Source organism: Nitrococcus mobilis Nb-231, from assembly GCF_000153205.1.
Lineage (GTDB): Bacteria > Pseudomonadota > Gammaproteobacteria > Nitrococcales > Nitrococcaceae > Nitrococcus > Nitrococcus mobilis.
In genome coordinates this window covers 2,480,087-2,505,049 of record NZ_CH672427.1, presented here as the reverse complement: position 1 = coordinate 2,505,049, position 24,963 = coordinate 2,480,087, and the positions used below count along the sequence as shown (strand labels likewise).

Below are 24,963 nucleotides of genomic sequence, written 5' to 3'. Positions count from 1 at the left end.
GGCAACGGGCTCAGTTGATCTGCACCGAGCCGCCCTTGATGCGATTCACACCCGAAGAACGGCTCAGCAGATAGGCGCCGCGAAGCAAGATCTTGCCGGCGCGCGTCAGCGTGATGCTGGCACGGCCGCAACGCAGCACGATCTCCCGGCCCGCACGCAGCTCCAGGCGCTCGCCGTCGGCCTCCGCGGTGATCCGGGGCAGCTCTTGCGACAGCGCATCGGGACGGTACAGCCGGCCCATGACCAGCGGACGTGCCGGATCGCCACGCTCAAACATGAGCGCGAGCTCGCATCCGATATCGTCGTTGCTGAGCTTGACCGCCGTACGCGCCCCAACACCGGTCTCGGCCGCATTGCCCGGAAAGGCCACCACAGGCTCGCCGTCGGCGCTAAAACTGACGAGCATACCAATCACCACGCCGTCGATCCGCCGGCTCTGCCCCGACACCTGGCGCTCGCCAACGACTTCGAGACCTTCGTCGCCCATGCCGTGCCTCCCAAGGTCTTTGTTTGTTTAGTTCTGTAAAACCTTCTGGCCTTTGATGACAACGTTCTTGCCGGCCTTGATGTTGATCTCGCCGGATCCCTTAACGGTGATGTCCTTGCCTTGAATGGTTATCGTGCCGTCTTTTTGCATGGTGATGCTGGCCTTGCCGGTCTTGATGACGACCTGCTCACCCGCCTCGATCGTTAGATTCTTTCCCACCGATATCGACTGATCCTTGTCCACCGCGAGCGAGTCATCCTCGCCGACGGAGCTGCTGCGGCTACCGCCCACGCTCTCGCTGTGGTTGCCGAAAACGCGCTCATCCCTGTGGGCGCCGATGTTGGTGCTCTGAGCGCCGCCCACGATCACCGTTCGCCCACCGCCGACGTTGGTCTCCTGCGCCCCACCGACGTTGATCATCTCGTTCACGCCGACGGAGTGGGTGCGCGCGAGCGCGACCGTCACCGTCTCGTTACGACTGACCATGCGCGTCCGACTGCCGGCAATATTCACGGTTTCATCGCCCCCTACGGACTCGGTGCGGTTAGCGCCAATTATGATGTTCTCATTACTGCCAACCGTTTCGCTCCGGTCGTTCCCGATAAAGGTCTGCTCATCGTTGGATACGTTCTTGCTGCGATCATGGCCAACGGTGTGGCTCTCGTCGTTTTCCACGGCGATGGCCTGGTCCTTCTGCGCATGCAGATACACTCGCTCCTTGCCTTTGGAATCGTCCATCGAGAGCTCGTTCGAGCCCCCACCGCCAGGCGTGGAGTTCGACTTCACGCCGCTGACCATGGCCTGACCCGGTAAATCGTAGGGCGCCATCGCACCGCCGTTATAGACGCGCCCGGTGACGATCGGCCGGTCCGGATCGCCTTCCAAGCACTCGACGATAACCTCCTGGCCGATCCGTGGAATGTTAACCGCTCCCCAGTTTTTCCCGGCCCAAGGTTGACTCACCCGCACCCAGCAGGAGCTGTTCTCGTCCGCCTTGCCGTAGCGATCCCAGTGAAACTGGAGTTTTACCCGGCCGTGCTTATCGGTCCAGATCTCTTCGCCTGCCTGGCCGACGACCATAGCCGTCTGCGGCCCTTGCACGACGGGTTTGGGGGTGACACGACGTGGACGGAAGGGTGTTCCGGCATCAGTGGCGGTGAAGCGGCAACAATACACGGGTGCACTGACGCCCGCCCCGCTCTCGAATGGGGTCGATTCCACCTCGTAGCTTGCCGAGACGACCAGATATTCCCGGTTCTGGTCCGCTCTTGGGTAGTTGGCAAGCTCGAAAAGTGCGCCCACGTTCAATCCGCGGACGTTGCCCTCGCCCCGTATCAGCTCATATCCAGCCTGCCGCTCTTCCGTGCGGATGCGCGCGTAGCGCTCCCCATTTCCGGCCTCGAGATAGCCCCCCGGGTAGTCGTAAACCTCAAAATCGGCCAGGTTGTGCCCTTGCGGCTTGCTGCACACCGCGCGCAGGCTCTTCCGCGGGGCTTTGAAGTCGAAATCATTCAATGCGCAGGCACCTGGCTGAACCTCTTGTGAGACCCGCCAGTCCCAGAGGCTCTCCTGCTCACGCACTACGCCCTCGCCACGCGGATAGAAGGGGATCTGCTCGTAGCCGGCGCTGGCCTCGTGGCAGCTGTAAGAGTCGCATAGTACTAGTGTGTGTTTACCGTCCTCGTGGCGGAAAAAATAGTAGATCCCCTCTTGCTCCAAGAGGCGGCTGACAAAGTTCAAATCAGTTTCGCGGTACTGAACGACGTAATCGAGCGGCTCATACGACTCGGTCAGTGGCTCTTCGAAATCGGTAAATCCATGCTCTCGGAATACAGAGGTGACGATTTGGGGGATGCTCTTCTCTTGGAAAATCCGGCAGTCGGATGCGCGGCCAAGGAACCAAAGCCATGGAACCACGGTTGCCCGATAGTGTGCGAACTGACCTTCGTAGCCGAGTAGTATGAACTGGGCGATATGGCCATTGAAGAACCGCTTGCCGCCATCGGAGCGCTTCAGGCGGATGGTTACGTTCTCGCCCAGTAGATCCTGATGACGGATCTCCGGATCCGGGCTAAGCAAGTCGAGATCGTAGCTGAACGGGCGGCCCAGTTCCTCGCTTGCCTCCAGCCGGCGTAAACCCAGTACATCCTCGCCCAACGGCGTCGCCAGCGAAATCTCGCGCTGGACTTGGAAGAATATTCTTTCTGTTATACTCATAATCCGTCATCCGTCCCCGGTCCGGCCGCAACACCGCCCGGAAGTCCACGAGCACGGACGACCCTGCAAAACAACCCTGGCCGACTGAGCCACTCCGTTCACCCTTTTCAGCCCTACATGTCAGCGGAATCCCCTGCTCCGCCACTTTAGCTCAAGTTTAACACTCCCTCCCCGATTTTGACCCGATTTCGGGGTGGATCCAGCCGTAAACATTTGATTGAACGAATGCAAGGCCCCGCCTGGTGAATGTCGCGCCATAATCGGGGGGTGCTATGTTTAGGGGTTGCGCCGCAAGCCAGACTCGGCTAGCGTCGCTGACTCTGTCTGTAGCGGATCTCCACAAGGCCCCCTTGCCGGCTCCGAAAAACATAAAAACAGCGGTGTTCTAGCACCACTCGCCGTTTTTAAAAATGATAATTTATTGATAACAGGGATAGTTCGAATTTGGGTATTCAACTTGGGTTAACAACCCTGTTGAAGTCTAGTGGGGGATTAGCGCAAGTTCCAGCCCATGTCTGCACGCACTAGCAACCTGCCTTGTGGCGCGGCTCGTTCAGCACGGAAAAAACACGCAAAATCAGCTTGTTTTCTCCTGACAGCTGTCATTTTCGACCTCTTTGCTATGCTCACATCAAGGAGGGGAGTACAGCCGGTCGACTCGACTACTAAATATAAGAATCCGGGACACCTTGCCGGTATTGCGCCGTGCCGCACAGAGCCTGCGCCAGGGAACCACCGGGGGGAAACAAAAAAATGAAAGGTTTCTGCTCAGCAGATGCAGTGCGTTTAGTATTAGTAGTAGGGACCACAATGGCCCCTGCACTTCGCAGCCGATCAGATTGGGATTGGCGTGTCTGCCGGACCCTGCGTCCATCCCCACTCCCACACCCGCATTTCCTCCGACTGATTGCAACCATTGGCCTTATGGCGCTGCTGCTGCCGGGCGTGCTGCCCGCGGCCACCCTCCGCATCATCCCGCCGAGCAATACGACGCTAGCCGAAGGGTCGGGCACAACCGAGCTTACGGCGGAGTTGACGCTTACGGAAAACACCAGCAACTGTCGGTTTACCGCGGATATCGCAACAAGCGGGACGGCCACTCAAGGCACCGACTATTCCATCAGCCCGACCAGCATCTCGATCGACGTCCCAAGCGCTCAGAGTGAGAGTAGCGGTGGCGCCACGGCTACGCAGGCCCTGACCATTACCGTCAACGATGACACCGAGATCGAGCCGACAGAGGAGATCACGCTCGAGCTCACAAACCTGAATACCGGGCCCGCAAGCACGATTAACGACGATACCAGCAGCTTCTGCCCCGGAACCTTCGATGCCGGTGACGCGGTGACCCTTTCCATCGACGATGACGACGACACGACGGAACCCACGGCGTCGGACATCTCCCTGCAGGGACAGCCGGCCCAGACCGTAGAGAGTACCTTTACGGTGACAGACGACAGCCCCCCGATCACGGTCTCGACCGACATCGGCGAGGTGGCCCCCACAACCGTCAACGCCTCAAGCGGCGAGGTAACCTTCCGCTTTACCGTACCCGCCGACGCGCAGACCGGAGAGACTTTTACTGGCGAGATCACCCTGGAGGACGCACGGGGCAACGCGTCCACCGTGTCCGTCACAATAGGCACTGAACTCGACCTAACCGGTATTTCAGGGCTCAACCCCAACCAGGCAAGCGTCGCTAACGCCCTGCAGGGGGCGTGCGAAGCTATCGCAGCGACCCCGGAAGATGGCCGGTCGGCCGGACAAGAAGATCTGCTCGCCTCCTGTACGAGCGTACAGAACTCGGACAACCCCGGTGCCGCCCTCGATCAGCTCGCCCCCGAGGAGGTGGCAATACAGGGCCGCACGGCACTCGGATTGCTTCATCAGCACCAGACAAGCATCTACCGACGCCTGACCATGCTTCCGCGTGACGGCGGCGGTGTCGATATCTCCGGAATCAATCTCACTGTAGCCGGCCAGAACCTGCCCGGCAGCGTACTGCAGCAGGCCGCCGAGCGCCTTCTTGGCGGTGGCGCCGGCGATATCCTGGACCTGGGCCGGTTCAGCGCCTTTGTCACCGGCAATTTCAGTATCCTTGAGCGTGACGGGACCGGCAACGAGCAAGGTTTTGAGTCGAACGCTTGGGATATCACCGTCGGTGCCGACTACCGCTTCTGGGATAACCTCGTGCTCGGCGGGGCATTGGGCTATGCCGACAGCGCCGCCGATGTGAATGGCAATGCCGGCGAATCTGATGCCACAGCGCTCACGACGACGCTCTATGGCAAATACTATTTCCCCGAGCGCTATTACGTCAGCGGCGCGCTGACCTACAGCCACAATCAGTACGACTCCACCCGCGATGTAACGCTCGGGGCCGCGCGCCAGCTCGCCCGCGGAGATACCAACGGCAACCAGTTCGGAGCAAACCTCAACGGCGGATACGATCTCACCTATCAGGCGCTGACAGTGGCGCTGCAAGGGCGGATAACCTACCTCAACACCGGCATCGACGGCTACAAAGAGAAGGCCTCGGATTCCGGGGCGCCTGGTTCCGGCACGCTGCTCCGGATCGGCAATCAGACGATCGACTCGCTGGTTACCGAGCTCGCGACACAGCTCACCTACGCCATCTCGACGGGCACCGGTGTGATCTCCCCGACCTTTCGGGTGGGTTGGGCGCATGAGTTTCTAAACGATCAGCGCTTCATCGACGCGCGCTTTCTCAACGACCCCACGGGCCAACACTTTTCCGTACGCACCGACGAGCCGGACCGCAACTACTTCAATCTCGGATTTGGCGCGAGCGCCGTTTTTCCGCACGGGCTCTCCGCGTTCCTTTTCACGGAGTGGTTTGAAGGCCGCTCGGATACCCGGTATTACGCATTCACCGCTGGCGCGCGGTTGGAGTTCTGAAATACTTCGGGAAGCCGGCGACACCTTTCGCCGATCTTGTCCAGAAACAACCACACTCGAATGCCATTCGACTTAGAGGTACAGCTATTTCGCGCTTACGTTGGCCTATGAAGAACGAGAGGGCAAATCAGGCATGAGCAAAGCAATCGAGGACTACGGCTTCATCGGCAATACCGTGAGCGGCGCGCTGGTGGCGCGCGACGGCGCCATCGATTGGCTGTGCTTGCCGCGCTTTGACAGCGATGCCTGCTGCGCAGCGCTGCTGGGCGGGCCCGAGCATGGTTATTGGCGCATTGCGCCGGCCGACGCTCTCAAATGCGTCACCCGCCGTTACCGGCCCCAGACCGCGATTCTCGAAACATGCTTTGAAACCGCCGAGGGCAAAGTCACGTTGATCGACTTCATGCCGTTCACCGACGACGAGCACTACGTCGACGTGATACGCCTGGTGCGCGGGGATGCAGGCCACGTGCGCATGCGCATGGAGCTCTGCCTACGGCTTGGCTATGGCCAGGTGGTACCTTGGGTGCGCAGCCAGGAATACGGTCTGAGCGCCGTCGCCGGACCGGATGCCCTGCAACTGCACACCCCGGTCGAACTCAAAGGCCAGAACTTCACCACCGTCGCGGAATTCAGCGTCGGCGGCGAGGCCGTTATTCCGTTCACGTTGGCATATCATCTCTCGCACCGCTCGGCACGCCCCGCGGCGAACGCCCAAACCCGGCTCGAGGAAACCACCGCGCGCTGGCACACTTGGATCGGACGGTGCCAATTCGACTGTGCCGAAGAGCATCCTTGGTATGAGGCGGTCACCCGCTCGCTGATCACGCTCAAAACTCTTACTTTCAGCCCCACCGGCGGCATCGTCGCCGCACCCACCACGTCATTGCCCGAGCATTTGGGGGGCACACGCAACTGGGACTACCGTTTCTGCTGGATTCGGGATGCGACCTTGACACTCTATGCTCTGGTCAGCTCGGGTTATCGCCAAGAGGCCTATGCGTGGCGGGAGTGGCTGCTGCGCGCGGCCGCCGGTGACCCCAAACAATTGCAGATCATGTACGGTCTGAGCGGCGAGCGCCGGTTGACCGAAGTCGAGCTGCCCTGGCTGCCGGGCTACGAGCACAGCCGGCCCGTGCGCATCGGCAATGCCGCCTTCAAGCAGCGTCAGCTTGATGTGCCCGGCGAGTTGATGGACGTTCTACACGCCGGGCGCAAGCTCCAGTTCGAGCACAGCGAACACAGCTGGCGACTGCAAAAAACGATATTGCGGCAGCTGGAGCAGGACTGGAACCAACCCGACGAGGGAATTTGGGAAGTGCGCGGTGGCCAGCGCCACTTCACCCACTCCCGACTGATGTGCTGGACTGCCTTCGATCGCGCGGTCAAGGCGGTGGAAAATTTCGGCCTGTCCGGCCCGGTCGAGCGCTGGCGTGCGGTGCGTGAGGAAATCCATACTGATATCTGCCGCAACGGCTGGAACGCCGACAAACGCGCCTTCGTCCAATATTACGGCGGCGAGGCACTGGATGCGTCCATACTGCTGATGGCTGAGGTCGGCTTCTTGCCGCCCCAGGACGAGCGCTTCCGGACGACCGTCGAGGCCATCGAGCGAGAGCTCATCGTCGATGGCTTGGTACTTCGTTACCGCGCCGAGGATAGCCCCGACGGGCTGCCGGGTGACGAAGGTGTTTTCCTCGCCTGCAGCTTTTGGCTGGCCGATGCTTACGTCATGTTGGGCCGCTACGGTGATGCGGTCGCCTTATTCGAACGCCTGCTCAGCCTGCGCAACGACCTCGGCCTGCTGGCCGAAGAGTACGACCCGCGCATCGGCCGCCAGCTCGGCAACTTTCCGCAGGCCTTTTCCCACATCGCACTCATTAATACCGCCAACAACCTCGCCTGTGCCCGTGGTCCAGCCAAGCAACGCGCCGACGGACCCGGCCGACACCGCTTGGATGAGTAATGGGCGCTCGGTCGCTGGCGACCGGTATTTGCTACTGTGTCGGACGGCCAGCCTGTGCTGGCACGCCAAATTTTGCTCCGCCTAGGAGGTTGACCGTATGCCACACGATACTCGGATGCCTGCGATCTTTCTCGGTCACGGCAATCCAATGAATGCGCTTCGTGACAACGCCTACACTCGCCGCTGGGCGGCGCTCGGCGCCGCGCTCCCGCAACCCAGGGCGGTGCTATCCATATCCGCGCACTGGTACGTGCCCGCAACCGCGGTCACGGCCAACGCGCAGCCACGCACCATCCACGACTTCGGCGGATTTCCGCGAGAGCTCCACGAAATGCAATATCCCGCGCCGGGAGCACCCGAATTGGCTGCGCGCGTCGCACAATTGTTGGCCCCTGTGCCGGTGGAACTCGAGCATGGCTGGGGATTAGATCATGGAACCTGGTCGATTCTCGTGCACATGTACCCCAACGCCGACATCCCGGTAATTCAACTGAGCATCGATGAGACCAAGGACGCGAATTGGCACCATCGAAGCGCCCGACAGCTCGCGGCGCTGCGTGATGAAGGAATACTCATCATCGGCAGCGGCAATCTCGTCCATAATCTTCACACCTATGCCTGGGGCCGACGCGGGGTCGAGCCCTACGACTGGGCCGTTCGCTTCGAAACAAGGGCGCGCGAGTTGCTCCTCGTCAGGGATTTCGCGCCACTGGTGGCTTATGAAACGCTGGGGCGGGATGCGATGCTGTCCGCGCCGACACCGGAACACTACCTGCCACTGCTTTACGTGCTCGCCCAACACCACGAGCACGAGCCAGTCAGCTTTCCGGTAGAGGGCTTCGACGGCGGCTCCATTTCGATGCTCGCCGTTCAACTCGGGTGACGGCACAAGCGCCCCGGAGGGCATCATAGCGGCTTATCCCGTTCACTATAGGGCACATCCTTCGTGAGGGTGAACGGACCCGGCTGCTCTGCGCTCGAAAGGCAACCCGAAATGAGGCTAAACAGTATGCGTGACGAATAATCAGCGGCTCTTCTGCACTGATGTGAGCCAGGAAGGGGTGACTGCGGCCATGTGCAGACCTCTTCTTTATTTGCCTAGGCATTTGTATTGAAAAGGTTTTGTTGGCTGCAGTCATCCCTTACTGGCTCAAACCATGTCACAAGAGCCTGTTTTTCGAGGCCCCCCTAAGAGAGTCCGGCGCGCTGGCGTGTGGGTAAGATAAGGAATGGAGCGAGCCGGCTCGGAGCTATTCAAGCTCACGCGGGCGAACGAGGGTGAGCAACCTTGCGCAACCGCGCTCGAGGCGGGCCCAATCGTCGGGCATCGCAAGATGCGCGAGCGCAGCGGTTGGCAAGGCGGGGGCTTGCGGCTCAACGGGGATGAGTTGTCCCGTCAGGTGCACGACCAACTCTTCGCAGCCCGGATTGTGACCGACGATCATCACCCGCGTAGCACCGGGATCGCTCTCGGCAAGCACTTTGAGTAGAGTGCCCACATCGGCTTGGTAAATGGCCTCTCGCCAAAAGATGAGCTCTTCAGAAAGCCCTGCTTTGCGACACAAACCCAAAGCCGTCTGCTCGGCACGCAGCGCCGGTGAGCTGAGAATGCGATCCGGCAAGAGTTTCTGCTCGCACAACCAGCAGCCCATGCGCTTGACGGCTTTGCGCCCGCGCTTGGCCAGCGGACGATCGAAGTCGCCGGCCACCTTGCCGTCCCAGTCCGATTTGCCGTGGCGAAGTATAAGCAACTCGCGTGACATGGCGGTTTCGATTCCAAGCAGCATCGCACGAGAATCGAGGGTACGCCGCTAGCCTCCCGCAGGATCTTGGTCATTGCAAGTGCTTATGGTTGCCGAGATGGATCTCTCTATGTGGGGGGAATATCCGCTTGCAGTGCTAGGCATGATGTCTAGGCTTCATAAGCAGGATCCATTTCTTACCCGGATTGTCCCAGGAATCCTTGACCATGCCGCGCCTCGCACGCTCCGTATAACCGCATCGTTCGTACAGCCGGCGGGCGCCGGTATTCGCGTCCGAGACGATGATGCTGAGCCCGTTCCGCTGCGAGCATTCCGCTAGCCGCTCCGCGATCCGGAGCAACTCGGCTCCGTACCCCTTACCACGGTGCTCCGGATACGCAGCCAGCACATTGACATACCAGGTTCCGGCCGCGAGGTCTTCGAGCTGTTGCAAAGGCACGAACATGGGCGGCAGGCCATCGTAAACGGACGGGTCCGGCTCATCCGCTAGCGGATAGCCGATCAGGGCCGCAACCACACGGCCGCCGTCTTCCCTGACGACGGTATTGCGGTAAGAAAAGGCTCCGCTGTCCCGGCTCGCGCGCCGCCGTCCAACGTCCCAGGGCAATTGCTCCGGCTCCGCCATTTTCGCCCAAAGATACAGCGGCAATCCCTCGCCGGCGAAGTTGACCAGTTCCGCCATGGCTTCGGCATCCGCAGGCGTTGCTGCACGATATGGATGCCGAAACGGGTGCCGATGCGGGTTCTCGGTCGGCGTTCTCGCGGCAGCGGCCATTTACGCGACCTCCTTGAGCGGGGCTGATTCGGCACCATCCGGCGTTGCCACGTCTCTAAAGGTCAGCATGTCGATGACCCGTGCCGAGGCGCCATGGTAAAAGCCGATCTCCATCTCATAGCCCTGCGGGTTGCGAAACGTTCCGAAGACCATGTCGAAGACCGGCATGTCAGCGTAATTGTAGCGGTGCAGGCCGCGCCCGTGGTGGATTGCCCGTGGTGGATTGTGTGGCTTTCCGGACGCTGCACAATATAGCCGAGCCATCGCAGGGATTTGCCGGTGCATTGTTTTTCCAGGAATGAAAAGCGGAATCGCACTACAATCGAGGATGTGCTGCCACAGCTTCCGCAGGATCTTGGTTATTGCAAGCATTTATGGTTGCCGAGACGGACCGCCTTGAAACCGCCGGGCCTGGAGGCCCGGTCAGTGACGATGCCACCAAGGTGATCGCAGCGGTCGACCTCGGCTCCAACAGCTTTCACATGAAGGTGGCGCGGGTCGTGGGCAACCAGCTCACCATGATCGACCGAATGCGCGAGCCCGTGCGCCTCGCCGCCGGGTTGAACGAGCACAACGAGCTCGACCAAGCGGCTCGTGAGCGCGCGCTCGGCGCGCTGGAGCGCTTCGGGCAACGGCTACGCGACGTGCCGTCCCATAACGTGCGTGCGGTCGGGACGAATACATTCCGCCGCGCGCATCGCGCCACGACCTTTCTGAGCGAATCCGAGACCGCCCTAGGTCATCCCATCGAAATCATCGCGGGGCGCGAGGAAGCACGGCTCATCTATCTGGGCGTCGCCCGAAGCACGGCTCAGAGCCCGGGCAAGAAGCTGGTGGTCGACATCGGCGGCGGCAGCACCGAGCTGATCATCGGCCGACGGTTCGAACCACTCAGCATGGAAAGCCTCTACATGGGCTGCGTGGCTATGAGTCGAGAGTTCTTTGCCGATGGCGCAATCGACGCGAGGGGCATGCGCCGGGCGGTGCTCGCGGCCAGACAAGAGCTCGAATACATCGAAGAACCCTATCGCCGCATCGGCTGGAATACCGTCATCGGTTCTTCCGGCACCATCCAAAACGTCTGGCAGGTCATACAAAATGAAGGTTGGAGCCAGAAAGGGATCACGGTCAAGGGACTCGGTAAGCTGCGCGATGCCCTGATCGAGACGGGACGAGCCGATAAGTTGAAATTGCGCGGCTTGCAGCCCGAGCGCGCTCCTGTATTCGCCGGCGGCGTCGCTATTCTCGTGGCTGTGTTCGAGAGTCTAAAGCTGCGTCGCATGACCTGCGCGGACGGCGCGTTACGCGAAGGGCTCTTATACGATCTCATCGGCCGGTTGGATTACAAGGATGTTCGCGGCGCGACCATCGATGATTTGTGCCAACGCTACCGAGTGGATCAGGAACAAGCACGGCGGGTCGCCGAAACAGCGGGCTTTCTCCTCGATCGGGTCACTGACTCCTGGGATCTGAACGGCAAGCGCCACGCCCAGCTTCTACAATGGGCCGCGCGGCTGCATGAGATCGGCTTGGATATCGCACACAGCCAGCACCACAAGCACGGCGCCTACATCCTGCAAAATGCCGATCTATCGGGGTTTTCCAATCAGGAGCAAGCAGAAATCGCGGCGCTCGTGCGCGTGCACCGTCGCAAATTCGCCACCCAGGTCTTCGATACCCTACCGCGCGGCCGGCACACTCACCTGTATCGACTGGCCGTGCTGCTACGCCTCGCCGTTGTCCTGCATCGGGGTCGATACGATATGGACCTGGCCGGTTTAGAGGTGGCAGCCAGCCCTAACACGCTCTCCCTCTCTTTCCCCAGCGGTTGGCTGGCCGGGCACCCCCTAACAGAAGCTGATCTTGCCCGTGAGGACACTTACCTCCAGGCGGCCGGAATGGCACTCAAAATCGCCTAAAGACGCACCTAACCGACAACATCGACTGAGCATTTTCTCGTGTTGCTGGCATTTCCCGCCGACACCTTCTCCGCACCAAAATAATCGCGCCCGCAACTCATTAGAATATAAAGCTTTAGATTGCAGAGAGAGTCGCCACCTGCATCCGGCACGGGCATGGCTCTGAGTAAGTAAGGCAGCGGGCACTTAAAGACCTGCCGCGGCTGCATAATAATAATTTGGCGTGTTCCCCGTGCGAGTGGATTGACATTGGCAATACGATCACCTAACAGCACGCACGGCCCCATCGGCTATAACTTGGCGCCCCAAGCCGAAGGAGAGCATGTGCTCAACGCGTTGGCGTCGATGTTTCCGAGCCGCCTCGAGCAAGCCTCGGATGACCACTTCGTCTATCTCGACACCTTCGATTGGCGACTGTTCAAACGGGGAATGCGGCTAGCGTTGCATACGGCCGACGAAAACCGCGCGCTCAGGCTCGAAACGAACGACGCTTGCATATACGAGCCACTGCCGCGCTCCACTGCGCCCCGCTTTGCCGGGGATCTGCCCGCTGGTCGTATTCACGATCAGATCGCCCCAATTATCGCCGTGCGCCGTCTCTTGCCCCGCGTCGAGATCGAGACGAAAACCAACCGTGTCGAAATAGGCGACGAGAATAAGGTCATGGCGTGCGTGCAACTCATACAAACACACGTGACGGATCCCGAGGCCAATAACGATCAATCGAAAGCGCTCGATCCGAAGCTGCAGGTAGCCGCGACCTGCGGCGACCATCCTGCCACGCTGCGCCGGATCACACGTTATCTCGAATATGATCTCGGGCTTGACCCAGCTACGCATGAGACCTTCCAAGAGGCGCTCGAGATCATCGGGCACGAACCCAGCTCCTACCGTTCCAAACCCGAAATAGGCCTCGAGCCGACCATGACCGCTGGTGAGGCAGCGCTCGCCATCTGCCGGACCTTGCTCGACACCCTACTGGTTAATGAAGCCGGCGTTCGCCGTGATCTGGACATGGAATTTTTGCATGACTTTCGGGTGGCCGGTCGCCGCACACGCTCGATCCTGGCATTGATCGGCAAAGTATTCGAACCGCAATCCAAAGATCATTTCAGAGAAGAGTTCAAATGGCTCGGCTCGGTTACCGGTCCGGTGCGGGATCTGGATGTTCACCTCCTGCGCATGAACAATTACCGTGCCAGCCTCCCCGAGGCGGCAAGTAAGGATCTGGCCCCGCTTGGCCAATATCTGCGCCGCCATCGCTCCACCGCGCGTCGTCGCTTGACGGCGGCCCTACGCTCGAAACGCTACCATGCGTTGGTGGACACATGGCGCGCCCACCTCGATGGTTCACAGCCGGAACTGTTGATCGAACGAATCGCCCGGCAACCGGTCATGGACGTGGCATCGAAACGTATCTGGCAGGCTTACCGCAGAGTTGAGAAACGCGCCAACGCCATTGGGCCGGATAGCTCTGCCGACGTATTGCACAAACTACGCATCGAGTGCAAAAAACTGCGTTATCTCCTAGAACTCTTTTACAGCCTCTACGATTCCAACGACATCGACCCACTGATCAAAGCACTTAAACGCCTACAGAAAAACCTAGGGGATTTCAACGATCTCGTGACTCAGGAGGCAGCCCTGCGGCGAATCGCTCACGAGATGGAGCAGGCAAAATTCGCCACAGTGGATTGTCTACTCGCCATGGGACAACTCTTAGGGGAGCTCATTTGGAGGCAACACAGGGAACGCCGACGGTTCGCCAAATGCTTCGCGCGTTTCAATAAACCGCGCAATCGGAAACGCTTCCGACAAACGTTCAAAACGGTGGCAGCGAACTGATCGCGAAAGCGTCCGCCAGCCGCTGGTATCCCAAGGCTCAAATGTTAGGATGTCAGCCAAGCTCTCAAAAGCGGTGTCAAAGAAACGACGCGGGCGGCCCTGGGCGAAACACCGCTAAAGCCGCTGTCGCCCCCCTATAATGGGGAGCACGTAAAGTCACCGGCTCCATCTCCGACATGACGCTGCGCCCTCATAGGCGAGGAGGCAACATGGCCACCAAGCGGTCAAATAAGGATCAGCACACCCCGCTGAGCCTGGTCGAAGATACTAGACCGACCGCCGATACAATGGCAGCTACTCAGGCGAGCGAACCTACGGCGGGTCCGAGCGAGGTGGCGGAGTCGGCGCCAAGCTCACCAGGGCAAGCACCGCAAGCAGGCCGATCACGCAAAGTGTCCGCGGAGAAACGCAGGCCGCAAACGACCACCGACGAATCCACCGGAACCGATCTCGGCTCACCCGAATATTATCTCAACCGCGAACTTACCTGGCTGGCGTTCAATCGCCGAGTATTGCACGAGGCGGGCGACGAGCGCACGCCCTTGCTGGAGCGCCTCAAATTCCTAGCTATTGCCGCCGCCAATTTAGACGAGTTCTTCATGAAGCGCATCGGCGGATTGAAGCAACAGGTGGGGGCCGGCGTGTGTGAGCTCACCGTCGACGGTCGCTCGCCGCAACAGCAGATCGAAGAGTGCTACGCGGTGGTTCGCGAGATCGAGGAGGAAACCGAAGCCCTCCTTCCCAATCTCCTCGCGGAGCTGGAAAAGCACGGAATCGCCATTCTCTCGTACGACGCGCTGGCGAAGGATGAGCAGGCGCAGATGCGCGCGCATTATATTGAAAACATTTTCCCGTTGGTAACGCCGCAAGCGGTCGACTCCGCGCATCCGTTTCCGTTCATCTCGACTCTGTCGCTGAATCTACTCGTGAGCCTCGCCTATACCGCCGATGACGACGAGGAGGTTCGCGCGCGGGTGAAGGTACCGCTCGGTGCGGACATACCGCGGTTTCTACCCGTCGGTGACTCAAAACGCTTTGTCGCTCTCGAACAGATCATGTCGCATAACCTGGACTTGCTGTTCCCGAACATGGACGTGCGAGCCTGCGAGCTGTTTCACGTCACGCGCAATGCAAATACCGATCACGACGAGGAGAGTGCAGACGATCTTCTCGCCATGATCGAGTCCGAGGTGCGCGAACGGCGCTTCGCCCCCATTGTGCGCATCAAGGTGGAACGCAATATGGATCCGTTTCGCCGCGGCATGATCGCGGCAAACTTCGGACTCGACGAGCAGAGAGATGTCTTCTACACCGACGACGGCATGCTGGCAAAGCGCGATCTCTGGCAGATAGCCTTGTTACCGGATCAAGAACTGCACTATCTACCCCATTATCCGGTAGATCACCCGAAGCTGGATTCACCGAATATTTTTTATGCGATCCGCGACCACGGCCCCATTCTCGTGCAGCATCCCTACGAATCGTTTTCGAGCTCGGTAGAGCGGTTTTTGCTTGAGGCGAGTAACGACCCCAAAGTGCGCGCTGTCAAAATGACGCTTTACCGCACGTCGGGTGAAACCAGGATCGTCGATTACCTCATCGAAGCCGCCCAGAACGGCAAGCAGGTGGCGGTAGTGGTCGAGCTCAAAGCCAGTTTCGATGAAACGGCCAATATCCGCTGGGCGAGCCGGATGGAAGAGGCCGGCATCCACGTTACTTATGGTGTGGTCGGTCTTAAAACGCATTGCAAGCTCGTGCTGGTCGTGCGGCGCGATTACAACGGACTGCGCCTCTATACTCACATAGGAACAGGGAATTATCATGCCGGCACGGCTCGGCTCTACGACGATTTGGGGCTTTTCACCTGTAATGAGGACATTGGCCGGGATCTGATCGAGCTGTTCAATTACCTGACTACCGGCTACACGCCGAAGCGAAACTACCGGAAGATTCTACCGGCGCCGAAGCTCTTGAAGCGATCGCTGATCGCGAAGATACGCCGTGAGATCGCACTGCACAGTGCCGCCCAACCTGGCCTCATTCAGATGAAAATGAATGCCCTGGAGGATCCCGATATTACTCGCGAGCTCTACCTCGCCTCACAGGCGGGGGTACGCGTGGACCTCCTGATAAGAGACACTTGCCGCCTGCGCCCGGGGATACCCGGCGTGTCCGAAAACGTTCGCATCATCAGCATGGTCGGCCGATTCCTCGAGCACAGCCGTATTTACTATTTCCACAACGGCGGAGACGAGGAGTACTACATCGGCTCCGCCGATTCCATGATGCGCAATCTCGAGCATCGGGTGGAGGTGTTAGTGCCCGTGGAGGATACACCGCTGCAGGCGGAGCTGCGCCAGATCATCGACCTCCATCTCAACGACCAACGCAGTGCCTGGGACATGCGCTCCGACGGCACCTACGTCCAGCGTCGTCCAAGCGACGAGAACGGCGAGGGCTGCCAGGAACAGCTCATTGCCGCGGCGCTGCGTCGCCATAAGGAAGCCAAGCGCCTGAAACGGCGCAAACCGAGAATCATGGGACGACGCAATGTGCGCCTGCCGGCGTCGTAGCCCGAACAACGCCCGCTCGTTATCCGAGTGTTCGGAGTCACGGCAGATTAGATCGTATATGAAATTATTTCTTTAATGCATCAATAGGAAATTGTCCCATCCGCTTTAAAGGTTCCTTTACCTGTCTTCGTACTTTGCGTTCCCCGCAGCTCTCCGCTCCCTGTCGCCTGGGTAAAGCGCCCTGTTCCTCCCGTTATCTCGAACGTTGCATCCGATAGACTATACACAGGTCCGGTATTAATCGGGATAAACGAGCCGCCGTAGTTGCCAACAAGTTGGTCGCCATTAGCGGCAACAATTGTGAATTCACCGGCAAAGGTGAAATGATCCTCCACCGGCGTAATGCAATCAGTCGCATTGAATGAAAGTTTACCAAGATGCGTGCCTTTGCCCGTTCCGGTCGTGGTGCCACCGAATTGAGACGGACAATCAGGTGTAAATCCCACCTGCTCGTGAACCTCCAGGCGTATCTTCAAGGGTCTATCTTGACCTGCCAAAATGCTCGCTGGTAAAGCCAGCGCCGTGAGAAGGATCGCGGAAATTACGGTTCGCTTCGAAAATCTTGGAAAAACCATGACTGCTCCTCGAGTTATTTAAAATTTTAAGTCCAGGCGGGCGACACCGCCCCTAGCCGACGGGCTTTGCGACCAGTGATGATTGATCACCGAGAAGCATTTACCTGCACGACGCGGGCGCCGCAACTGCTCGCCTCGACCCACCACGACTCGAAGTTCTCGGCAGATGCCCTTATCCGGCTCGCGCACGCTGATCTGCGACATCGATGCTGGGTTGCTTTGTACCACGGATCAGCTAGCCAGCGGAAACGACATAGCCGGGATGGCACTTATCCCATTGTCCAAAATCCGGAGTTCACTTCTCTCGTTCGGGTGTTTCGCTATGTCCACGTAACCGACGTGCACCTACCTGAGCGCGCAGAGCTGGCGCTAAACGATACAGCGGCAAAAAAGCTGCAGAAGCGGCCACACTTTTGGCTATGTTGGCTGGGTAACTAGGATTCGAACCTCGGTTGACGGAGTCAGAGTCCGTTCCAAAGCAACACACTAAGCCACTTTATCCATTAAGTCAGCTACTTGTGGCTTCACGAGGCCACATCGCCCCACTCTAAGCTCTGTCGATGTGGACGCCTAGTGGACACGAAGAAGTCAATAAGCCACTGGAAAATGCGTCCGAATTGACGGCATTATGATACGATGTTTTCCACCAAGCCACGACATTTGGTTTGATTTTTGAACAGCGTCCCCATCATTGCATCTGAATAATATCTATCCAATTGTATCTGCAACATAGATATAATCTTAGTCACCTCGGCATTTAGCTCATTCTCGTCTATTGTAAAGCCAGGCTTCATAGCCTTTGCTTGCAACCCAAGCTGCTTTAATGACAGCATTGTTATTATCCTATTTCCGTGAATAAGCAGACCATACTTTCGTCCGCTCCTTTTCGGAAGTTCAGAAATCTTTTTTGAGAGAATTTTCTCGACACTACGAGTGGCCTGAACGCAATTCCACACATAATTTCCAGATATGGACGGATTGAATATTTCCTTATATATTCCTCCGTAAAGGTTCTCAAAATATTTACCGATTTCTCTTTTAGCTTGAACTGTTAGATTGGTTTTCCCAGATGCACATGCCAACGCGGCAGTGGCTTCAGACAGATCAAAAGAGCTTTGCGTTGATGAAAATGAATCAGAGCGGACTAGATTGTATTCGATGCCATCGATCAACAACTCCGTACGAATCCGAATTTGCTCAAGGTCTTGTGAAACAAAATCTCTATTTTCAATTCTATTCTGTCGATTGTTGGCCCGTGTAACATCAGACCCGAAATCGTTTCCCGCATTCTCTAATGAGATAACCCTTGCGCCAACCAATACAGATTCAAGCTTACTCTTATCGGTTGAGCTAAATTTTCCAATGGTGCTAACTGTTTGCGCGCCGTTTACCACCTGCGCACCATAGAGCTTGAATGATTTATATTCCCTACTAGAACCCCCCACCATAGATTTCTCTACTCGGTCACAAACTATAGTTATTCCATTATTGAAGTACCAAAAGTTCTCTGGGGAATTTGTTAATGTTTCCTTCATTTCCTCATTGACTTCAGTAGCGCCCAATACTTGACGAATATTTTTGTCGAATAACTTGCGACCATAAGTTTCCCACCAAGCGGATATTTCTTCTGCCGATATCATTCCGAAATAAGCTATGTAAGGCCCTGTTTTCCTGCCCCACTGGGACAATCCAATTTCCAGATCAATGGGAGCTGCACCTGCACTGGCCGCTAGAGAAGAATGTATTTTTGATTGATTTAAACGAACAAAGCTAACCAGTTGATCCTGAGTATCTTCTCCGGCATCGTTCATTTCAGCTAGAAGATCATCTATGCGGCGTTGAGAGTGGCTAGCTAAACCTTGATTTCCAGTATCTATTAAAACTAATTCATAGCGAGTATCAAATTCACCTATAGCTTGTTCAATTTGTGTTTGTTTTTTTGCAACCTTCGAATTAAATCGATCGAAATTCAAATTAAATAGGTCTTTTATACCTTGGCAAAATTTGCCAATTTCCCCACTTTCAGGCTCTCCGGTGCCCGACTGCTTCCATTTTGATTGAACGATCGTCATTTGTTTTAAAGATGGTGAGTAATAAATTGCGTCAATACCATTATCATCACCACCATCAACAACTGAGCTAGCAGCCTCAGAGTCGGAGCATCCAGTGCTGAAATAAACTGCATAAGCAGCTAAGCATCGAGTCAATATCTTAATTTCCTTCTGAGCATCACTTTCACCTATGTCTGCCAGATCAAGGTGATTTTGAAACAGCCCAGTAATTTTTTTTGAGATTTGTGTAACGTGCAAAATGCTCATCTATGTTCCTAATTCTTATAGCATCGATTAGCTGGAAATCGCCGATATTGAATTGGCATCACTTTCTTATAACTCCGCTGCATACCTATCCCTCTAGCTCCTAACGCGTTAATCGGTCGTGTCGCAGTTCCAAATGGATATTTGGCCTAAGTGATTGATGTGCTTCGCATCCGCTCTTCAGGCCCAGTGTTCTTGTGGAGCTAAGCGGATAGGTATGACTCCGCTGTGTTATCTTCGGCACACTCCATTTTTCTTCATAAATACAGAACGTTAACTTAACTTATATCTTAACACCGTGTAATCGTGTGACTTCCGCTTTATACACGGTTGAGCACACTGAGAGTTTGCCCCTATTCTTGAGCTGGCGTGTCGTACCCCATGGCTGGCGCATCATCGGTACATTCCTTTTTATTCATGGGAGACTTCCCTAGAATCTCTCGGCGGATCGTCTCTGCGTTTGGAATGTTGGAAGTCTTCCATCGTACGATCTTCAAGCCAGCTTCTTTTAGGATCGCGTCCCTTCTCTCGTCTTTTTCCTGTCTGTGGGATCGGTCGTCTAACTCGATGACGCTCACGATCCGGAAGCTCGGATCGCACACTAAGAAATCAGCGACTTTTTGACGAACCTCAGCAAAACGTGCAAAATTTTGCTTTCTGTCGCCACCTTTAGTGAACAGGAACTGACTGAAGGAAACCTGCGATAGTATTACATGATCCGGCAAGGCAGTTTTGAGACGACCAAAGAGTACTTGCTCAGGGTCTGAGAGTGGGCGTTTCGCTCGAAATTTGGCTGGTGAACGAATATTGCCAACCTTTTCCTCTTGGCGCCGACTTTGCTTAGTCCTGACAACAAGGGCGGAAACAGCTCCAGCCATGAGAGCCAAAACCATGAAATATCCGATGCTTTCCATGCTGGCGTCCTCGGTTATTGGCTGTATACAGGCACGCGCCGAGTGTAACCATTTCGGCAACGTAGAACTTCCTCATTCAAGTTCTTATCCGGCCCAAGACACTCTTTGAAGGGCTTCCCTGGTATATGCACCTCTTTCCAGCCAACGACTTCATGGTCATTTTCGGTGAAGACCTGAACCACATCACCAACCGTTGTACTTAGGACCTTCTTTATTCCTCCCCTTATTGTGGGTCTAATTTCTAGAAATGCGCTTCCCTCTGCCGGCGTTCTTTTTTGCTCTGCCTGAGCAATTGGTACGATCAGTAGGCTTACTAGTAGCACTGCGCTCATGACGATCCATATCCTCATAACGCATCTTCCCTGTTGAGTAGCGAACTCACCTCTCCTGAATGTCCGGCGCTGGTATATGGCTGGACCGGAAGCATTCCCCCTCTCTGGCTTCGGTCCGTTACTGTGGTGGTAGCTTAGGCTAGTATCTTTGATCTAGTACTACAGTTGCAAATAATAATCGACGGACATCTCGACGATGATCCCCGCGATTCGCTGCCGTCTCACCCAGTGGTAGAACTGAGCGAGGCGTTGGTGTAGCCAACGCCAGCGGCACCACTGTAACGCCTGTTCAGGCCCTCCGCGTCGCCAGGCGATGGGAGTGAGACACAGCCACCGTCGCAGCTCGGCCACAGAGAGGGCCACGGGCATTGGCCGCCCAGGCTGAGCAGCAGGTTTTTTTTCAACTGGTGCCGCCGCAGCGTGACCAGCAGAGCATAAGCCGCCATCACCAAAGTGATATGCCGGTGCCAGCCCGTCCAGGTGCGCACCTCGTACTGATCCAGTCCCAGCTGTGACTTGCTCTCCTGAAAACAGCGCTCGATGTTCCACCGTGCTCCGGCCGCCAAGGCCAAATCCGCCAGCTCCGTTCCGTTCGGAGCAAAAATGAAAAACGCCTGCATCTCCTGCTCGGAGTCCAAGCTGCGGCGGACCAGTACCGCCCGCTGCCAGCCTTCGAACGGCGGCGGGTTGACCGCTAAGCAGGTCCAGTCGTACTCCCGGGGACCCTGACTACCGGCCCCGGCACTGAGCCGTGACCAGCGCGCCTGCGCATCGCCCCTCAAGGCCTCCAACAGCTCCCCCACTTTGCGTTGTTTACAGCCCTGCCAAACATAGGCTTTGCGGCTGACGGCCAGCACATACCCTTGGCCGCGCTCCTCCAGCATCCAGCGCAGTCGAAAATCATCGCCGTAGAGCGCATCGGCTGTGACCCAACGGGCGCTTACCCCGCTGTCCAAGGCACGCACCAACATCTGCCGGGCCAATTCCGTCTTGGGCTGATGAACCACCTCGTCCGGTATACCCGCCCGGCGGCAACGCGCACGATCCTCCGACCACTCCCGCGGCACAAACAGCGCACGATCCAGTAGCCCCTGGCCCCAACAACTGGCATAACCGAGAAATACACCGATCTGAGCGTTCTCGATCCGACCCGCCGTACCGCTGTACTGGCGTTTCACTCCCGCCGAGTGTATGCCCTTTTTTATAAACCCCGTCTCATCCACCACCAGCACCCCGGCGGCATCCTTCAGGACCTCGTAGACACGCTGCCGCACGGCATCGCGCACGCCTTGCTCGTCCCAGCGGGCACGGTTGAGCAAGTGCTGAAATCCATACGGATGGGCTTCACCCTGGTATTCGGATAACTGCCAGCTATTACGACGCTCAACCTCGCCCAGCAGCCCCCGCAGGTAGGCCCCCACCCGCTCACGGGCTTCGGCACGCTTGACATGGCCACCCAGTTGCCCTACCCAGCTACCCAGCTCCGCTTCCCAAGCGCCCGCCTGCTCACGCAAACCCTCCAGCGTCAGGAAATGGTTCATCTCTACCGCCACTTCGTTCAACTATCTGATAACGAAGTATAGCGTATTTATTTACAACTGTAGTACTAGTTCTCGTTGTTCGTCTTCTTGTCTGAACCAGCGGGCCAGCACCCGCTCGGCGATTAGGAAGCCTTTTCCGCCCCTGGCGAGTCCTTGCGCGCCCGTTCTATTGCCGGACTGATGTGTCCGGCCTCTGGCTGGCTCAAACCTGTCATGAGCCAATAGGCATATTTAGGCCACTGCCTGGTCACAGCGATTAGTATCGTTGCCCTCGGATCGTTCCTGCCTTGCTCGATACGCATCACGGTGTCCTTTGGGATACCTATGCGTTCTGCAAAGCTCGCTCTTGATAGTCCTTCCGCTTCCCGTATCTCCCTGATCTTTTCGCCTATGTGCATTGACATATAGTCATATATGACTACACTGGAAGGTATCTAGTCATTTATGACTACCTCAGTGCAACAAACTGTAACAAAGTGGACTTCGAGCATATGGACGACCGACCGACAGGGCAAGTGATTATGTGGCCGCTGGTGACAAGAGAGCGGTTCGCGGAGCTCTCCGGCCTGAACGAAGGCGTCGTGCGCGGGATGGTCGAGAAGGGCCATATACCGAGCGTCAAAATCGGACGCCACCGACTAGCCAACCTTGCCATGGCGTTCGGCAACATGATCAACCTCTACGCCCGCTACGGCTACAACGCCCGTACGGTGATCAAGCACCTGTGAAAGGCTCGGGTTTGTGGAAGGAGCTCTGCATTTACCGGGGTACGCGCGAGCGCGATCCGCAAGCGGTGGTCGCTCAGGCACTCGCGCTACGGCGCTATGTGGGGAAGGCGGCGGAGCCCTCCCCCGGACGGGCATTCACCTACCAGCTGCACGCATCCTTTATCCGCGCTAGCAGGGAGCCTGTTTCGTCGGACCTTTTGGCGTGCTGGCGTGTCAACAAGTGCATCCTGCATAACCTTAATTGCCCCCACGTCCAGCTTATGCGGCATCCTTGCGAGCACCGATCCGAGAGAGGTTCCGCACAAATAATAAGACTACGAAAACTCAGAATAATTCCTTTGCTCTTGCTCAAGTGTTCGGGGTCATGAAAAAACTCTGTACCTGTTGCCCTATGGCGACCCGTAAGACCTCATCCGGCTGGCAGGTAGACCTGCGCCTTGATGGCCGAGGGTTTCGGCGTGCGCGCCGCACCTTCGAGACCAAGGGTTTCAAAGTTCACACCGTCCCCATTACTCCCGAGCTGGCCGAAGAACTTCCTACCCGCCCGCAGGGCCGTCTGCTCCGAACCTGCTATATGGCTCGCACGGCCGTCAAACGCGCCGGCATCGAGCTACCTCGCCGCCAATGCGCCCACGTTCTGCGGCATAATCCGGAGCGAGCCACTTCGTCATGAACGGCGGGAGCATTCTTATCCTGCAGCAGCTTCTCGGCCATAGCGATATCCGCATCACCATGCGCTATGCGCACCTGGCGCCCGAGCACTGGAGGAAGCCCGGCTGCTCAACCCGTTGGAGTTTCGGGGAAGGATCGAGGAACAGTGAGGTACAGCGTGGATGTGTTGTAGACGCTGAAATTCAAAAGGGGTTGCAGCCTAACCATAACCCCTTGTTTTTTATGGCTGGGGGACGAGGATTCGAACCTCGGTTGACGGAGTCAGAGTCCGCTGTCCTACCGCTAGACGATCCCCCAAAACTGAACTGTACTGTAACTTTTAGCGTTTGGAGAACTGCGGCGCACGGCGTGCCTTGTGCAGCCCGACCTTCTTCCGCTCGACCATGCGCGCGTCGCGGGTAACGAAGCCAGCCTTGCGCAGAGCGGGCTTGGACTGGGCATCATATTCAATCAAGGCACGAGTGATACCGTGGCGTATCGCTCCAGCCTGCCCACTACTCCCGCCGCCGACGACCGTCACATATACGTCGAATCGGTCAGTACTCTCGGTTCGCTCCAGCGGTTGACGAACGATCATTCGGGCCGTTTCGCGACCAAAATAATCCGCCAGGGAACGCCCATTGACCGTGATCACGCCACTGCCGCGACGCAGAAACACGCGGGCCGTGGAAGTCTTACGTCGACCGGTGCTGTAATACTGCTCAACTGCCATCATATTCTCGCGTTGTATTCTCGATATACTCGCTCGCGGCCATGCTATCGCCTTCTCAAAGCTCGAGCTGCATGGGCTGCTGGGCCTCATGACGGTGCTCAGGCCCGGCATAGACCTTCAACTTTTTCAGCATCTGCCGACCAAGTCGGTTCTTCGGCAGCATACCTTTGACGGCTGTCTGTATGACCCGTTCGGGCGCTTTGTCGATCAGCTGCCCAAAGGTGATGCGCTTCAGGCTACCGATATAGCCCGTATGATGGTAGTAGACCTTGTCCGAGACCTTACGGCCCGTCACGGCGACCTTTTCCGCATTCACGACTACGATGTAGTCGCCCGTATCCACGTGAGGGGTAAATTCCGGCTTGTGTTTGCCCCTCAAACGGAAAGCAAGCTGCGTTGCGAGGCGCCCTAAGGTCTTGCCGGAGGCATCTACAATGTACCAATCACGTTTCACGTCAGCCGCTTTGGCGCTGAAAGTCTTCATAAATGCCGCTGTCTCCACAAGCGTGGCTTTGGTAGCGTAATGGGGAAGGAATTCTATACAAGGGCAGGTAGCTATACAAGCTGAACTCAATAACTCATCGCCCTAACCGCAAACTGGGCACTTGCCGCATAGTATACTTAAAATGAGGTATATGGTGCATATTCACCACCCGGGCGGCGTTTTTGAACGTGACGGGAGGTTAACTATCGTGGCGTGTGGGGCATCA

At 57.3% G+C, this 24,963-nt stretch carries 21 protein-coding genes and 1 tRNA gene; 8 read left to right on the top strand and 14 right to left on the bottom strand.

The window, feature by feature from the left end; translation table 11 throughout:
* Positions 1-10: 10 nt before the first annotated feature.
* Both NB231_RS11395 and NB231_RS11390 read right to left on the bottom strand, forming a co-directional pair.
* Positions 11-487 (bottom strand): DUF6484 domain-containing protein, encoded by a 477-nt coding sequence (locus NB231_RS11395; RefSeq protein WP_005002900.1) that lies wholly within the window; start codon positions 485-487, stop codon positions 11-13.
* Positions 488-514: 27 nt separating this feature from the next.
* Complete coding sequence (locus tag NB231_RS11390) at positions 515-2,704, bottom strand: type VI secretion system Vgr family protein (protein WP_005002899.1); 2,190 nt, start codon at positions 2,702-2,704, stop codon at positions 515-517.
* Positions 2,705-3,628: 924 nt separating this feature from the next.
* On the opposite strand from NB231_RS11390, the gene NB231_RS11385 reads away from it, so the two are divergent.
* The 3 genes from NB231_RS11385 (at position 3,629) to ygiD (ending at position 8,472) form a co-directional block, all read left to right on the top strand.
* Positions 3,629-5,623: an autotransporter family protein gene (locus tag NB231_RS11385; protein WP_005002896.1), complete on the top strand. Its 1,995-nt coding sequence runs from the start codon at positions 3,629-3,631 to the stop codon at positions 5,621-5,623.
* A gap of 133 nt (positions 5,624-5,756) precedes the next feature.
* A complete protein-coding gene (locus tag NB231_RS11380) occupies positions 5,757-7,589 on the top strand; it encodes a glycoside hydrolase family 15 protein (protein ID WP_005002894.1) in 1,833 nt (610 codons plus the stop codon).
* 97 nt (positions 7,590-7,686) lie between these two features.
* A complete protein-coding gene (ygiD, locus tag NB231_RS11375; RefSeq protein WP_156776992.1) occupies positions 7,687-8,472 on the top strand; it encodes a 4,5-DOPA-extradiol-dioxygenase in 786 nt (261 codons plus the stop codon).
* A gap of 367 nt (positions 8,473-8,839) precedes the next feature.
* Here ygiD and NB231_RS11370 read toward each other — a convergent pair whose 3' ends face one another.
* The 3 genes from NB231_RS11370 to NB231_RS11360 form a co-directional block, all read right to left on the bottom strand.
* Positions 8,840-9,352 (bottom strand): SixA phosphatase family protein, encoded by a 513-nt coding sequence (locus NB231_RS11370; RefSeq protein WP_040663869.1) that lies wholly within the window; start codon positions 9,350-9,352, stop codon positions 8,840-8,842.
* Positions 9,353-9,488: 136 nt separating this feature from the next.
* On the bottom strand, positions 9,489-10,127 hold the full coding sequence (locus NB231_RS11365) for a GNAT family N-acetyltransferase (protein ID WP_005002889.1): 639 nt from the start codon (positions 10,125-10,127) through the stop codon (positions 9,489-9,491).
* A complete protein-coding gene (locus NB231_RS11360; RefSeq protein ID WP_156776991.1) occupies positions 10,128-10,391 on the bottom strand; it encodes a hypothetical protein in 264 nt (87 codons plus the stop codon).
* A gap of 110 nt (positions 10,392-10,501) precedes the next feature.
* Between NB231_RS11360 and ppx the strand changes: the two genes are divergently transcribed.
* The 3 genes from ppx (at position 10,502) to ppk1 (ending at position 16,464) form a co-directional block, all read left to right on the top strand.
* Complete coding sequence (gene ppx / locus NB231_RS11355) at positions 10,502-12,046, top strand: exopolyphosphatase (RefSeq protein ID WP_005002883.1); 1,545 nt, start codon at positions 10,502-10,504, stop codon at positions 12,044-12,046.
* A gap of 249 nt (positions 12,047-12,295) precedes the next feature.
* Positions 12,296-13,891, top strand: coding sequence for a CYTH and CHAD domain-containing protein (locus NB231_RS16960; protein WP_156776990.1), 1,596 nt, complete (start codon positions 12,296-12,298; stop codon positions 13,889-13,891).
* A 209-nt stretch (positions 13,892-14,100) separates the two neighbouring features.
* The gene (ppk1, locus tag NB231_RS11345; protein WP_005002878.1) at positions 14,101-16,464 is read left to right on the top strand and encodes a polyphosphate kinase 1; all 2,364 of its coding nucleotides are present in this window, start codon (positions 14,101-14,103) and stop codon (positions 16,462-16,464) included.
* Positions 16,465-16,544: 80 nt separating this feature from the next.
* Here ppk1 and NB231_RS11340 read toward each other — a convergent pair whose 3' ends face one another.
* From NB231_RS11340 to NB231_RS20340, 6 genes are all read right to left on the bottom strand, one after another.
* Positions 16,545-17,039, bottom strand: a complete 495-nt coding sequence (locus NB231_RS11340) for a hypothetical protein (protein WP_005002877.1) — start codon at positions 17,037-17,039, stop codon at positions 16,545-16,547.
* Between the two features lie 18 nt (positions 17,040-17,057).
* A complete protein-coding gene (locus tag NB231_RS19690) occupies positions 17,058-17,243 on the bottom strand; it encodes a hypothetical protein (RefSeq protein ID WP_232210457.1) in 186 nt (61 codons plus the stop codon).
* Positions 17,244-17,665: 422 nt separating this feature from the next.
* Positions 17,666-19,357, bottom strand: coding sequence for an AIPR family protein (locus tag NB231_RS17835; protein WP_084766315.1), 1,692 nt, complete (start codon positions 19,355-19,357; stop codon positions 17,666-17,668).
* A gap of 350 nt (positions 19,358-19,707) precedes the next feature.
* The gene (locus tag NB231_RS11325; protein WP_005002874.1) at positions 19,708-20,268 is read right to left on the bottom strand and encodes a DUF2726 domain-containing protein; all 561 of its coding nucleotides are present in this window, start codon (positions 20,266-20,268) and stop codon (positions 19,708-19,710) included.
* A gap of 553 nt (positions 20,269-20,821) precedes the next feature.
* The gene (locus NB231_RS11315; protein WP_005001493.1) at positions 20,822-22,141 is read right to left on the bottom strand and encodes an IS701 family transposase; all 1,320 of its coding nucleotides are present in this window, start codon (positions 22,139-22,141) and stop codon (positions 20,822-20,824) included.
* 122 nt (positions 22,142-22,263) lie between these two features.
* Positions 22,264-22,539, bottom strand: coding sequence for a helix-turn-helix domain-containing protein (locus NB231_RS20340; protein WP_005002872.1), 276 nt, complete (start codon positions 22,537-22,539; stop codon positions 22,264-22,266).
* A 93-nt stretch (positions 22,540-22,632) separates the two neighbouring features.
* On the opposite strand from NB231_RS20340, the gene NB231_RS11305 reads away from it, so the two are divergent.
* Positions 22,633-22,869, top strand: a complete 237-nt coding sequence (locus NB231_RS11305) for a MerR family transcriptional regulator (protein ID WP_040662249.1) — start codon at positions 22,633-22,635, stop codon at positions 22,867-22,869.
* A 391-nt stretch (positions 22,870-23,260) separates the two neighbouring features.
* Positions 23,261-23,542: a site-specific integrase gene (locus tag NB231_RS11300; RefSeq protein WP_005002868.1), complete on the top strand. Its 282-nt coding sequence runs from the start codon at positions 23,261-23,263 to the stop codon at positions 23,540-23,542.
* A gap of 222 nt (positions 23,543-23,764) precedes the next feature.
* Here the strand turns inward: NB231_RS11300 and NB231_RS11295 are convergent.
* From NB231_RS11295 to rplM, 3 genes are all read right to left on the bottom strand, one after another.
* Positions 23,765-23,838 (bottom strand) — tRNA-Gln (locus NB231_RS11295).
* A 22-nt stretch (positions 23,839-23,860) separates the two neighbouring features.
* Positions 23,861-24,253, bottom strand: coding sequence for a 30S ribosomal protein S9 (gene rpsI / locus NB231_RS11290; protein ID WP_005002865.1), 393 nt, complete (start codon positions 24,251-24,253; stop codon positions 23,861-23,863).
* 55 nt (positions 24,254-24,308) lie between these two features.
* Positions 24,309-24,737: a 50S ribosomal protein L13 gene (gene rplM, locus NB231_RS11285; RefSeq protein ID WP_005002859.1), complete on the bottom strand. Its 429-nt coding sequence runs from the start codon at positions 24,735-24,737 to the stop codon at positions 24,309-24,311.
* Between the last annotated feature and the right edge of the window lie 226 nt (positions 24,738-24,963).

Coding starts and splice junctions, on each gene's coding strand:
- NB231_RS11395 (WP_005002900.1), bottom strand. CDS start 487: ATGGGCGACGAAGGTCTCGAAGTCGTTGGCGAGCGCCAGGTGTCGGGG.
- NB231_RS11390 (WP_005002899.1), bottom strand. CDS start 2,704: ATGAGTATAACAGAAAGAATATTCTTCCAAGTCCAGCGCGAGATTTCG.
- NB231_RS11385 (WP_005002896.1), top strand. CDS start 3,629: ATGGCGCTGCTGCTGCCGGGCGTGCTGCCCGCGGCCACCCTCCGCATC.
- NB231_RS11380 (WP_005002894.1), top strand. CDS start 5,757: ATGAGCAAAGCAATCGAGGACTACGGCTTCATCGGCAATACCGTGAGC.
- ygiD (WP_156776992.1), top strand. CDS start 7,687: ATGCCACACGATACTCGGATGCCTGCGATCTTTCTCGGTCACGGCAAT.
- NB231_RS11370 (WP_040663869.1), bottom strand. CDS start 9,352: ATGTCACGCGAGTTGCTTATACTTCGCCACGGCAAATCGGACTGGGAC.
- NB231_RS11365 (WP_005002889.1), bottom strand. CDS start 10,127: ATGGCCGCTGCCGCGAGAACGCCGACCGAGAACCCGCATCGGCACCCG.
- NB231_RS11360 (WP_156776991.1), bottom strand. CDS start 10,391: ATGGCTCGGCTATATTGTGCAGCGTCCGGAAAGCCACACAATCCACCA.
- ppx (WP_005002883.1), top strand. CDS start 10,502: ATGGTTGCCGAGACGGACCGCCTTGAAACCGCCGGGCCTGGAGGCCCG.
- ppk1 (WP_005002878.1), top strand. CDS start 14,101: ATGGCCACCAAGCGGTCAAATAAGGATCAGCACACCCCGCTGAGCCTG.
- NB231_RS11340 (WP_005002877.1), bottom strand. CDS start 17,039: ATGGTTTTTCCAAGATTTTCGAAGCGAACCGTAATTTCCGCGATCCTT.
- NB231_RS19690 (WP_232210457.1), bottom strand. CDS start 17,243: ATGTCGCAGATCAGCGTGCGCGAGCCGGATAAGGGCATCTGCCGAGAA.
- NB231_RS17835 (WP_084766315.1), bottom strand. CDS start 19,357: ATGAGCATTTTGCACGTTACACAAATCTCAAAAAAAATTACTGGGCTG.
- NB231_RS11325 (WP_005002874.1), bottom strand. CDS start 20,268: ATGGAAAGCATCGGATATTTCATGGTTTTGGCTCTCATGGCTGGAGCT.
- NB231_RS11315 (WP_005001493.1), bottom strand. CDS start 22,141: ATGAACCATTTCCTGACGCTGGAGGGTTTGCGTGAGCAGGCGGGCGCT.
- NB231_RS20340 (WP_005002872.1), bottom strand. CDS start 22,539: ATGCACATAGGCGAAAAGATCAGGGAGATACGGGAAGCGGAAGGACTA.
- NB231_RS11305 (WP_040662249.1), top strand. CDS start 22,633: ATGGACGACCGACCGACAGGGCAAGTGATTATGTGGCCGCTGGTGACA.
- NB231_RS11300 (WP_005002868.1), top strand. CDS start 23,261: ATGGCGACCCGTAAGACCTCATCCGGCTGGCAGGTAGACCTGCGCCTT.
- rpsI (WP_005002865.1), bottom strand. CDS start 24,253: ATGGCAGTTGAGCAGTATTACAGCACCGGTCGACGTAAGACTTCCACG.
- rplM (WP_005002859.1), bottom strand. CDS start 24,737: ATGAAGACTTTCAGCGCCAAAGCGGCTGACGTGAAACGTGATTGGTAC.